Here is an 11,525-nt window from a genome sequence, read left to right on the forward strand (position 1 = left end):
CCACCTGATCCCATCCCGAACTCAGCAGTGAAACGATGCATCGCCGATGGTAGTGTGGGGTTTCCCCATGTGAGAGTAGGTCATCGTCAAGATTCAATTCCAGAACCCCTGATCGCTTATGCGTTCAGGGGTTTTGTTTGTCCGCTCGAAAATTTACTCATGCTCTGCACAACTCAACACTCCCTGCATTCAAAATAAAAAAAGGCCGCACTCTCATGCGGCCTTTTACTTACAGCGGTGACTCAGTTATTGAACCGCGTGCTCGACGACTGCCTCATTGGCGATCGCCTTTACGTCATCACGACGACGAATGTACTTCCAGTCGGCCTCGTCGATATAGATGCCGTTTGGACCGCTGCCGCCTTCAAGGTCAATGGCAACATGGGCGGACACTTGAGGTTTTACGCTGGCCAGGATCGGGACAAAGCCGAGCTGCAGGCTTGTTTCGAGCAATGCTGCCTGGTTCTTCTCGTCAATGTCGGCAGCCTCATCCAGGTAATAAGGCAAGCGAATACGCCCGGCCTGATCACGGTCCATCAGGTGCAGCAACAAGTACATGTTGGTGAGCGCCTTGATGGTCATCGTGGTGCCATTGGAGGCTGCACCATCGATATCGGTGTGAATGACGGGTTGGCCATTGACCTTGGTGATCTCAAACGCGAGTTCAAACAGATCTTTCAGACCTAGCTGGTTGTGATTCGCTGCCACCAGCCGCGCAAGGTATTCCTTGGCTTCTTCGTTCTTGTTGTCCTGCTCGGCGCTTTGGCTCAAGTCGAAAACCGACAGCGTTTCGCCTTCTTCATACTGGCCGGCACTATGGATGATCTGATCGATATGCTTGAGCGCTTCTTTGTTCGGCGCGAGCACGATACGGAAGCTCTCAAGGTTGGAGACCTGGCGTTTGTTGATTTCCCGGTTGAATAGCGCCAGTTGATGTTCGAGGCTGTCGTAGTCGCTGCGGATGTTGCGCAGGGTTCGCGCAATATCTGTTACCGCCGCACGGCGAGCCTTGCCCAGGGTGAGTGCTTCGTCAGTGCGGTGTGCGTAGGCATTGATCAGCAACTGCAAGCGACGTTCTACATTATCCTCGCTGTCGAACTTGGCAACGCCTTTGAGACGAACTTGCGCATACAGGGCTTCGATCTGGCCATCGCTGCGCAGCAGGCCTTGCCAACTGTCCTGATAGTCGTTCAGCAGAGGCAGCAGGTTTTCCAGCGAATCGTCCACAGGCTCCATGAACGGTGTGCCGAAAGGCAAATCGGCTGGCAACAGCTGGCGACGACGTAATGCATCATCCAGCGTGCGTTGTTTGGATTCCAGATCACCAATCTGCCGTGCCACCAACTGCAACTTGGCCGACAATTGCTGGACGCGCTCGGTGAACGCATCGCTGGAGCGCTTCAATTCGTCCTGAGCGGCTTCCATCTGGGCCAGCTGTTCCAGTTTGTCGGACTCTTCAGCAGACAGGGTCTGGCAGCGACGGTAATCTTCCAGCGCTTTCTGTGCATCCAGCACTTGCTGATACAGCGCTTCGGTCTGGGTCTTGCTCGCTGAACGGTCAGCGGCTACAGCCTGCTGGGTCTTGAGTTGCTTGAGTTCTTTTTCCAGACGCTCTTTCTGATCGCGAAGTGCAGCCCGGTCAGCCAAAGCCTGAAGTGCGGGCGGTTCGATATTCGACAGATTGATTGACAGGCCAGGCACTTGGAATTGGTCGCCTTTGAAGCCGTCCAGGATCAACTCCAGAGACTTGACCCAGGCATCGCCATCATCCAGCGCAATGCCTTGCTCGCCCAGTGGCAGGCTGAACAGGGCGCTGTTGAACAAGCGCATCAGGCGTTCTACGTCGGGCTGGGAAAACTCCTCACGCAAACGGGCATAGCTGTTGTTGTCGGCATGATCGAGTTGTTGTTTCACGGACTTCAGGCGTTTTTCCAGATCCCGCAAACGCTCGTCGAGGTCTTCCGCGCTGAATTGTCTGGACTGCGCGAGCGCCCCCGCCAGTTCATCGTGGGCATCCTTGGCCGCCAGCAATTGTTGCTCGAGGACCTTGGCGCTATCGACCAGCGCAAAGCGATTCTTGAGGACGGCAAGCTCGCCGACCCAACGCTGAATACTGCTGATTTCCCGTTCCAGGCGCATCAACTCTTGAGTGCTGCCACGCTGATCGTTCTGCAATACATCCTGCTGGCTTCGATAGTGCTCGGCCTGAATGACCAGCTCTTCCTTGCGGGCACTGGAATAGTCCAGCCAGGTGCCCAGCAACGAGTCCAGCAGAGGGGACAAACGATGCAGCTTGCCGCGCAATACATCGCGTTGTTGCACGCCAGCAGCAAGGGCTTCCACCAGCGGCCCGGCAAGGACCAGAGCGTTGTAGTCCTGCTCCATGCGGCGTACATCGCGGAAGGCTTCTTCGCACGCGGCGATGTAATCGACACTGCCGGAGCGCAGGCTGTGCTCGAAGGCATCCAGAAACAATTGCTTGAGTTTGGCGGCCGTGATTTCGCGCATGTGCAACAGGTTGATGAACAGTGCCCGGAAGGTTTTCAGGCTCTGTTCGCTGGTGGAGCGCAGCGGAATCAATGTCAGATCCAGCGGAATCGACGTGTGTCCGCCCACCAATAAACGTCGCAGTTCATCGGGCTTGAGTTCGTAAGCCTTCAGACCCTGGCTTTCCAGATTGCTGAACAGCTCTTTCTGACGCAGGCAGGTATCGTTCTTTTGGTAGTGACCCAGATCCAGTTCGCCCGCGTAAGCGAAGAACTGGTGGCCAAAGCCGCCACCTGGGCCGCGACCGACGACGCCGATGACGTGAGGACCGTGAGGCAGTGACACTTCGACCAGAATGTAGCTGGTGTCCGAGGCAAAGTAGAAACGACGGGATTGCTCCAGCGTGTATTTGCCGAAACTCATGTCGGACATGCGCGCCAGAATCGGGAATTGCAGGGCGTTGATCGAGGCGCTCTTACCCAGGTTGTTCGCGCCATAGACCGACAGCGGGTGTTCCAGTGGAAACAACCCCAGGCTGTAACCGGCGGTGTTCAGCAGGGCAAAGCGGCGAATGCCGTAGCGTTCCTGGCTCATGCGTCAATCTCCCGTTGCTCTTCAGCGATGGCCCGTGCCATGGCTTCTTCTTCGGATTCGTCGAATGCGGCCAGGTCCAGAGGATCGTCGGTCTCCAGCAGTTTCTCGTCACTGTCGTCATCAACGAGCACGGGCGTTGGCAAAGGCAACACGCTGTGGAGGCTGGCTGCCAGATCGCGATCCTGCTGCACTGACAGACAGACATCCAGAAAACGATGCATGGGCGGCAGGAAGCGGTAGATGCCGTTTTCCTCGCTGGCGAAACCCAGCTGCGTCATGCGGCGCATGATTTTCTCTTCCAGTTCATCCTGGGTCTGGACTTCGGCCTGGATAAACAGATCCCGGTATTTTTCCAGCAGGGAAGGCAGTTCATCACGGCCCAGACTGCCACCATCCAGCACGGCGACCGGGTCGCGGCCCTGATCGGCCAGATGCTCGACGAGGATGAACGTGAACAGCGCCAGGCGTTGGGCAGTCTTGTTGACTTGCGCAGCGGCCAGGTCGGGAACGAAGTAGTAAAAGCCCCGGGTGTCGCACACCAGTTCGAAGCCCAAAGCCTTGAACAGGCTCCGGTACTGATCCTGGGCGTTGGACAGTTGCGCGTACAGCTCCGGGTCGCGGCGGCTGATGTGATAACCCTTGAACAGCTCGCGAAAGATCGGAGCCAACTGGGACATTTCGGAGAGATCAAGATGCATTGACTGGATTCCCTGGCTGCTCATCACGGCTGGAGAGCAGGGCAAAAGAGCTCAGGCTGACCTGATGCTCCTGAGTGAAATAGTCGCGTCGTTCGAGGCGTGCCCGAGCGAAGCGTTTGTCCCGCGACAGGCGCGAAAACCAATACAGCAATTCATCGGTTGCGCCGTCCGGTTCCTGCTCCAGCAGCCAGACCATCAGGTCCGGCAGCGGCAGGGCTTCTTCGCAACGCTCCAGCATTTCCTTGACCGTGCGCGGCGCCTGCGGCGGTTCGCCCTTGCGCTTGGCGTTGGCCTTGGGGAATCGGGCGGGCTTGGGTTCGAAGCGCGCCAAGGCGTAGACGTAGGCTTCGACCTGGCTTGCACTGCCCAGGAAGGTGCTTTGCGGGCGAGTGAACATGGGCATCGCCGCTTGCGGCACGGCATCCAGGCCCTTGCGGCGAATGGCTGACAGCGCCAGCGCCGCGCCGCGGGTGACGGCGTTATGCCTCCGAGCCTCTTCGCGCAACGGCAGCAGCAGCTCCCTTGCGTGACGCAACGTCAGTTGGGCGCTGGTCTGCATTTCGAGGATGCGTGCGTGGGTGCGCAATAACATGTCGTCGTCTACCAGATGACCGAGCCGTTGTTGCTCGGTCAGCAGGCGCAGCAAGACATTCTCGACCTTGCGCACGCCTTGCTCGAAGGCGCCGTCGGCATTTACCAACTGGATCATCGGTTCGATGTACTCGTCCCAGGTCGCCAGTACTTCCGCATAACGCTGACGCAACGGAATCTGTCGGTCACTGGTCTTGGCTCGATCGGCGACGGCAACCAGCGCCTGTTCATCATTGGCGAGTTTTTTCAGGACGTCCCGCACGCGCATGTCCAGCAGGCGCAGTTGGCGGGCCAGGTCATCGGCGTCGCGGATATCAAACGCGTCCTGGATATAGCCCGCCAAGCGTTCAAGGTGACGCAGATAGGCTTCGATTTCCAGGCACAGACCCAGTCGGTGCTCGCGGCGCAGGTAGGACAGAAAGTCGTGAATCTGCGCGTTGAGTTCGAAACGGTTCGGGCTTTTGGCCACGGGGACCAGGATATCCAGACGTATCCACACATCCAGCAGGTGGGTGATGTCCTGCGGTGTGCTGTCCAGTTGCCGTGCGGCCAGCTGCAGGCGCAATTCGCTCAGGCTCAGGGTGCCTTGGTCGAAGTGCTCGCACAGTGGCTCAAGAAGCGCCCAGTGTTCGGCAAGGGCGCGCAAGACGCGCTTAGGTTCGATCATTGGATGGCCGGTGGTTGGCAAATAAAAGCAGCGATTGTACTGCATCGGCTGCTCAACATTTCACCTCTAGACGATCAACTGCGGCGGGAATGGGCGAAGGGCGGTAGAATCGCCCACTCAACTTATCCACAGGTGGCTGACCTTTGCTGAACGAGTCCCGCCGCCGCGCTTATATGACCGCCATGCAGGTGGTCAATTGGCTGCCGCGCACCGAATTGCCTTTTGCTGCACCGTCGCGTCCCGAGCTGCTTGAGCCGCTGTTGCCGGTCGAAGACGCCGCGAGCCTTGCTGCTGCGCAGACAGCCGAACCCGCTGCGGTGGCTGAGCCGTCCGCAGCGCCGGTGCGTCCTGCCGAGCGCCCGAAAATCGAAGTGCCGCGTCCTTCGCTGGCCAGCACTCGCGCGCCCGCTGCGGTAGTCGAAGCCGCGCCTGCCCCGGTCAAGGCTGCGGTCGTGCCGCCACCGCGCTTCGCGTTGCAACTGTTGCGGGCCGGGCGTTGCCTGCTGCTCGTGGAGTTACCCACAGGGCAGGCGTTTCAAAGCCGTGACCCGTCTTATTTGTTGCTGAAAGACATGCTGCGTGCCGCAGGCTTGCCCGACAGTCCACAAATCATTGGCGAGCCGGTGCGCTGGCCGCTGTTGGTCAGGGGCAATCTGGATCAGGGGCCGGAAGCGGCCCGTGATTTTGTACAGGGGTTTGTGTCCGCCCGTCTTGAGGATGAACCCTGCGCCTGCCTCTGGCTGATCGGACTGCCTTCGGTGCGTTTTGCCGGGGAATCCGATGCGCAATCCTTTAACACTGAGCTTCAGGTCGATGGCCTGGGTTCTGCCTGGGCGTTGCCGGGTCTGGAATTATTGATGGACGAGCCTCAACGCAAGGCTGACGTCTGGCAAGCCATGCGTCGGCTGATGGCGCGTTGGAAAACATTAGATGAGTGATGCAGTCACCTTCCGCCCGATGACCGAGGCGGATATCGATGCCTTATTGAAGATTGAATACGCCGCCTTCAGCCACCCCTGGACCCGGGGTATTTTCCTTGATGGCCTCAAGTCTTACGAAATCTGGTTGATGTTCGAAGGTGCCCAGCAGGTGGGACATGGCGTGGTGCAGGTAATCATCGACGAGGCGCATCTGCTCAATATCACCGTCAAGCCTGAAAACCAGGGGCGGGGATTAGGGCTGCGTTTGCTTGAGCATCTGATGTCCCGAGCCTATGCGCTTAACGGTCGTGAGTGCTTTCTGGAACTGCGTGACAGCAATCGCGCCGCCTATCGTCTGTATGAGCGCTTTGGCTTCAACGAAATCGGGCGGCGCAGGGATTACTACCCGGCGGTTGGCGGGCGTGAAGATGCCGTGGTGATGGCCTGTACGTTGTTTGAGTAAGGCTCACGATGCAGGAGCCAACGTGTTGGGGCCCTTAGCGTGTGAACGGGCGTCTCGCATACACGTTCGCTCCTGCAGTTTTCAGTTTTCCGGCTTGCCATCCAGCGGATCAATACGGCCCAACTCGGCTTCATCCAGCCCGTCGCCGCCGCCGATATCGTCTTCGTCGACCACGCTCAGTTCGAAGTCGGCCGGGTTGTCTTCGCCCGCTTCTCTGGCCGATCGGGCGCCGTCTTCGCGAATCAGCATTTCCGGATCGAGGTCGTCGTCAGTGGAGTGGTGATCCGGGGTCGAGGCACCTGTCAAACCGGCTTCGCGAACCCGGCTATCCGGTAGCTCGTGCGCCAACTCGTCCTCAGGCATCAGGTCGCCGATACGCGCGCTCGGCTCTTGCTCATCAAAGTCCAGTTCTTCCATCGAGCCCATGCGGTCTTCGTTGTCATCGATAGGCTCGGGCTGAGTGGCGTCGAACGGACGGCGTGAATCATTCATGGCGAATCCTCTTTGTTTAGTGCCTAAATAGGTGGACCGGCCACAACTCTGAAGATTCCTTTTTGTTACCCGGCGCGAGTAGTGGCAAAAAGGCGTGACCCGGGGCGTTAAACCCTAGTCATACGCAGGCACATCTTCGAGGCGTCAACGCATGAACGAGCTAAAAGATCTGATCGACAACAACGAACGTTGGGCTGATGCGATCATCAAGGAAGATCCCGAGTTTTTCGCCAAGCTGGCACGGCAACAAACCCCGGAATACCTTTGGATCGGTTGCTCGGATGCGCGCGTCCCGGCCAACGAGATCGTAGGCATGTTGCCAGGCGATTTGTTTGTTCACCGCAACGTGGCCAACGTCGTGCTGCATACCGATCTCAACTGCCTCTCAGTGATCCAGTACGCGGTGGACGTGCTTAAGGTCAAATACATCCTGGTCACTGGCCACTACGGTTGTGGCGGTGTGCGTGCATCGATGCAGGATCGTCAACTGGGCCTGATCGACGGATGGCTGCGGTCTATTCGTGACCTCTACTACGAGAATCGCGAAGCACTGGCGCAACTGCCGACGGAGGAGGAGCGCGTCGACCGTCTGTGCGAGCTCAACGTCATTCAGCAAGTGGCAAACGTAGGTCATACCAGCATTGTGCAGAATGCCTGGCATCGCGGGCAGAGCCTTTCGATCCACGGCTGCATTTACGGCATCAAGGATGGGCGTTTCAAGAGCCTGAACGCGACCATCAGCGGCTTTGATCAACTGCCGCCGCAGTACCGCCTGCGCCCGCAAGGGATTTAAGGGACGGCTGTTCGGCCTGGATGATCGCTTGTGGGAGCCCCGTGCTCCCACAAGCTGGCCGGTCTTTACAGGAAGGGATGAATGGCCGGAGCGGTCAGCGGTTTCTGCAATTGCTGCAATGAGCGCGTGACGTCGCCGGTGCTGCACTTGGCGGCCGCTTGTTCTGCCGTCAGATCGCGTTCAGCGGTGTAGAACAGTTCGCACGTCTTGACCTTGTCGGTCACCTGCCATTTTTGCATGCAGGCACTCAGCGTCGCGGCCGGATCAGCGGTCGGTGTCTGGCCCATGGTTGCCTGCCAGCAGGCCGCGCTCAAATCCTGGCCCATCACCGCAAGGCCCGCCGCGTCTGCCTTGGCCTGGTCGCCGCCATAGTTCGACTTGTCATCCGCATACCAGATATAGCTCGGGTGGTTGGAACCCAGCACCGCGACTTTCTGCCCGGGGCTCGGGCTGATGCTCGCCAGGCCCAGTACGGACACGTTGACGCCATATTGCTGGTTGATCCATTTCCTCACGGGCGCACCAAACGCCACCATGGGCAAGGCGTTGCCGGCTGCGTTCTGACTCAGCTCCTTGACCATCGTCGTCTGGTAATCCTGGAAATAGCCGTAGACCGCTTCCAGCGAACTGCCGGCGTTGGCGGGGGCGGCAATCGGAGCGATATCAATGATTGTCTGATAACCCGGCGTCTGCCCGGCAGGAATGCCATTGAGGGTCAGCAGCGTGGCCCAGCGATCAGTGGTGGCCGAGACCAGATAGTCCTGGGCCAGCGTCAGGGAGGTGTCCGGCGGGAAGTGCAGCAGTTCGACGCTCTTGCGGTTTTCCAGGGCCATCCCCAACGGCAGGAACAGGTACCAGTTGTATTGCCACTTCTTGTCCGCGTTGAGTTTCATGGCTCCGCTGTGGGCCAGTTCGCCCGCATTGAGCAGGTCCGTTAACGGTTTGCCGTAATTGTCAGGTACGCCGCTGATGTTCGCGTACAGCACGTCGTTGTCGCTTTTCACACTGACGACGCCGGTGTACCCGTCACGCTGGACGCTTTGCGTCAGGTAATGCTCCGCGGTCTGTTCCAGCGTCCAGTCACGGAAGCAGATCACGCTGCAATTGTTGGGGTAAGCGAAGAGTTGTGAAACCCGTTCTCGCGTGCCCAGCTTGATGTGTACATCGGCTTGAGCGACGTTGCTCAACGTGAGGGTGGCGAGCGTTGCAGTCCATACAGCGGCTTTAAACATGAGCACATCCTTGGTAGCAATTAGCCCTGGGTATCAGGGCCGCCTCAATACTGAAGCACATTGCCATTATCAAGGAACGGGTGGCGGCGAAAATAAATGTAACCGTGCTCGGTGTTGTGAGTGCTGGCTTACTCAGAGAACGAAGCGTTGAACCATCGACTTGAGGTCTGTTGCCAGCATCGACAACGCATTGCTGGCCATCGTGGTCTGCTGGGCACCGGATGCCGACTGGCTCGACAAGTCGCGAATGCTGCTCAGGTTGCGATCCACTTCGCCAGCAACCTGCGCCTGTTGCTCGGCGGCGCTGGCAATCAACAGGTTTCGGTCGTTGATGGTGGAGGTCGAGCTGATGATGACCGTCAAGGCCTCGTTCGTCGCCGCCGCCTGCTCAAGCGTCAGACTGGCCTGATTGGCGGTCAGGCGCAGTGCGTTGGCGGTTTCCTGAGTACTCTGCTGGACACCGCTGATCAGCCCTTCGATTTCCGTGGTTGACGCGCTGGTGCGCTGCGCCAGTGAACGCACTTCATCGGCAACCACGGCAAATCCGCGTCCGGCTTCACCGGCTCGCGCCGCCTCAATCGCCGCGTTGAGCGCCAGCAGGTTGGTCTGGTTGGCGATGGCGCGAATCACGTCGAGAATCTTGCTGATGCTCAACGTGCGTTCGGCCAGGCCTTCGGCCTGATTGGACGTTTCAAGCACATTGCCCGTCAGTTGCTTGATCGAAACGATCGTGTCAGACAGGCGCAACTGGCCTTTGGCGGCAGCATCACTTGAGGCGCGGGATTCGGTGGCGGTATCGCTGGCATTGTCCGCCACCTCGACCGCTGCCTGGCTCATCTGGTTAACGGCAACGGCAGCCTGTTCGATTTCCGAATTCTGCAGCCGCAGATTTTCCGCGCTGGCTTCGGAGATGGTGCTCATCTCTTGCACGGACTGGGTAAGCTGCGTCGCCGCTGCGTAGATCTGATCAATCGTACCGTGCAGGTTGCTACGCATGCGGCCGAGCATGGTCAGCAGTTGGGCGGTTTCATCCTTGCCTTCGGGAATGGTTTGCGGGCTCAGATCGCCGCTGGCGATGGTGCTGGCAATGTGCAGCGCCTGGCGCACCGGACGAATGATGCTGACGCTCAATCGCCAGGCCAGCAGCAGGGTTAGCGCCAGCACGATACCGATGGCGCTCAGGGCGATGATTCGGGTCTGGGCAAAACTGTCGCTGGATTTTTCCACCGCAGCGGCAGCGCTTTGCTTGTTGAGTTCACGCAGTAATTGCACTTGCATGTCCATCAGGTCGCCCTGCAAGGACAGCATCGTGTTGGACAGCATGCGAGCGTCATCGAGCTTGTGCTGTTCGATCAAAGCAATTTCATCGTAAAGCCCGGGGATAAAGGCTTTATAGGCGTCCTGCAGGGCAATCAACGAGTCGCGCTCGGCGCCGTCATGGATGCGGGCCAGGTATTCGGAAAAATCTTTTTCGACTTCGTTCTTGAGTTGTTCGACGTTGATTTTACTGGTCACCACCGCGCCCGGATCGTCGGCGTTGACAATCAGTTTCGACGCTTCACCCCGCATCTTGACCAGGTTGATGGCAATGGCGTCGGCCATGGCGATGCTGGGCAGCGAACCGCTTTCCACGGCTTCGCCCAAACTGCGGATCGTCTGCATTTGCAGCAAGCAAAATGCCCCCAGCGCCACCATCAGCAACGCGGTAACGCTGAAGCACAACACCAGGCGCTGAGTGATTTTGAAACGGCGCAACATAGACGTCGAAGACTTCTGACGCAAATTACGAGGCAATAACTTTTTCACGGAGGACCAAGCCCAATTCAACGGAAATACCGGAGAGTCGTTTATAGGTCAGATGTGTGATGTCTTTGTGACATCGCTAAAATTGGCGTCAAAATTCGGTGTGGACTCACTGCGGCAGTGGCGCACCCGCTTCCTGCATCATTTCATTGAGAAATCTGCGCATTCGTTCATGACGAACGTTTGCCATGCGCGCACCCGCTTCGGTCTGGAAGCCGTCAGCCAGATGAAAAAGCTTGGTATTGAAGTGATCCACGGCGAAGCGTTTGTCATCATAAGGCCGTTGGGTCGCGTGAGGATCTGCCGGGTCATACAAACCACCTCCCATGCGCCCAGCGACATAGAACATTCTGGCGACACCCATCATGCCCAGTGCGTCGAGCCGATCGGCGTCCTGCAGGATTTTCGCTTCGAGAGTCGTGGGCGTAATCGCCGCCGAAAAACTGTGAGCTTCGACCGCATGGGCCACCGCCTCGATTCGCTCCTGGGGCCAGGCCATTTCGGCTAACAGTTGCGTGGCCTTCGCTGCCGACAGACGCGATGCGCTGGAACGCAACGGCGAATCCTTTTCCACTGCCACGCAGTCGTGCAAGAGCGTCGCCGCCAACATGATCTCCTGATCCCCGCCTTCTTCGTCGCGAATCAGGCGAACGGTGTTCCAGACCCGTTGCAGGTGGGACACGTCATGGGAGCCATCAGGTTTCTCGGCCACTGTGTGGGGTAACAGCACAGAGGCCAAGTCTTGAAAGGGGGCAAACGCTGCGCTCATTTAGGTATTCGGCCTC

The 11,525-nt window shown here is 58.5% G+C and carries 10 protein-coding genes and 1 rRNA gene; 4 read left to right on the forward strand and 7 right to left on the reverse strand.

The window, feature by feature from the left end; translation table 11 throughout:
- Positions 1-92, forward strand: a 5S ribosomal RNA gene (gene rrf, locus ACP7B0_RS22755); the annotation flags it as partial.
- Positions 93-246: 154 nt separating this feature from the next.
- Here the strand turns inward: rrf and mksF are convergent.
- From mksF to mksB, 3 genes are read right to left on the reverse strand one after another with little or no spacing between them, the layout of a single operon-like run.
- Positions 247-3,081, reverse strand: coding sequence for an Mks condensin complex protein MksF (gene mksF, locus ACP7B0_RS22760; RefSeq protein ID WP_426143974.1), 2,835 nt, complete (start codon positions 3,079-3,081; stop codon positions 247-249).
- Positions 3,078-3,779, reverse strand: coding sequence for an Mks condensin complex protein MksE (gene mksE, locus ACP7B0_RS22765; RefSeq protein WP_426143975.1), 702 nt, complete (start codon positions 3,777-3,779; stop codon positions 3,078-3,080). The genes mksF and mksE overlap by 4 nt, the downstream gene beginning before the upstream one ends.
- A complete protein-coding gene (mksB, locus tag ACP7B0_RS22770; protein WP_426143977.1) occupies positions 3,769-5,037 on the reverse strand; it encodes an Mks condensin complex protein MksB in 1,269 nt (422 codons plus the stop codon). Before mksB ends, mksE begins: the two co-directional genes overlap by 11 nt.
- A gap of 143 nt (positions 5,038-5,180) precedes the next feature.
- On the opposite strand from mksB, the gene ACP7B0_RS22775 reads away from it, so the two are divergent.
- Complete coding sequence (locus ACP7B0_RS22775) at positions 5,181-5,975, forward strand: energy transducer TonB (RefSeq protein WP_426143978.1); 795 nt, start codon at positions 5,181-5,183, stop codon at positions 5,973-5,975.
- Complete coding sequence (gene rimI, locus ACP7B0_RS22780; RefSeq protein ID WP_426143980.1) at positions 5,968-6,420, forward strand: ribosomal protein S18-alanine N-acetyltransferase; 453 nt, start codon at positions 5,968-5,970, stop codon at positions 6,418-6,420. Before ACP7B0_RS22775 ends, rimI begins: the two co-directional genes overlap by 8 nt.
- An 81-nt stretch (positions 6,421-6,501) precedes the next feature.
- On the opposite strand, the gene ACP7B0_RS22785 is transcribed toward rimI, so the two are convergent.
- The gene (locus tag ACP7B0_RS22785; RefSeq protein WP_426143981.1) at positions 6,502-6,912 is read right to left on the reverse strand and encodes a serine kinase/phosphatase; all 411 of its coding nucleotides are present in this window, start codon (positions 6,910-6,912) and stop codon (positions 6,502-6,504) included.
- Between the two features lie 151 nt (positions 6,913-7,063).
- On the opposite strand from ACP7B0_RS22785, the gene can reads away from it, so the two are divergent.
- Positions 7,064-7,705, forward strand: coding sequence for a carbonate dehydratase (gene can / locus ACP7B0_RS22790; protein ID WP_426143983.1), 642 nt, complete (start codon positions 7,064-7,066; stop codon positions 7,703-7,705).
- A 65-nt stretch (positions 7,706-7,770) separates the two neighbouring features.
- Here the strand turns inward: can and ACP7B0_RS22795 are convergent, their stop codons facing one another.
- From ACP7B0_RS22795 to ACP7B0_RS22805, 3 genes are all read right to left on the reverse strand, one after another.
- A complete protein-coding gene (locus ACP7B0_RS22795; RefSeq protein WP_426143984.1) occupies positions 7,771-8,937 on the reverse strand; it encodes a hypothetical protein in 1,167 nt (388 codons plus the stop codon).
- A 132-nt stretch (positions 8,938-9,069) separates the two neighbouring features.
- Positions 9,070-10,695: a methyl-accepting chemotaxis protein gene (locus tag ACP7B0_RS22800; RefSeq protein ID WP_426143986.1), complete on the reverse strand. Its 1,626-nt coding sequence runs from the start codon at positions 10,693-10,695 to the stop codon at positions 9,070-9,072.
- Between the two features lie 154 nt (positions 10,696-10,849).
- Entirely contained in the window at positions 10,850-11,509 is a 660-nt protein-coding gene (locus ACP7B0_RS22805) for an HD domain-containing protein (protein WP_426143987.1), read from the reverse strand.
- Positions 11,510-11,525 lie beyond the last annotated feature (16 nt).

Origin of the sequence: Pseudomonas sp. DWP3-1-2 (assembly GCF_049896285.1) — a bacterium.
GTDB lineage: Bacteria > Pseudomonadota > Gammaproteobacteria > Pseudomonadales > Pseudomonadaceae > Aquipseudomonas.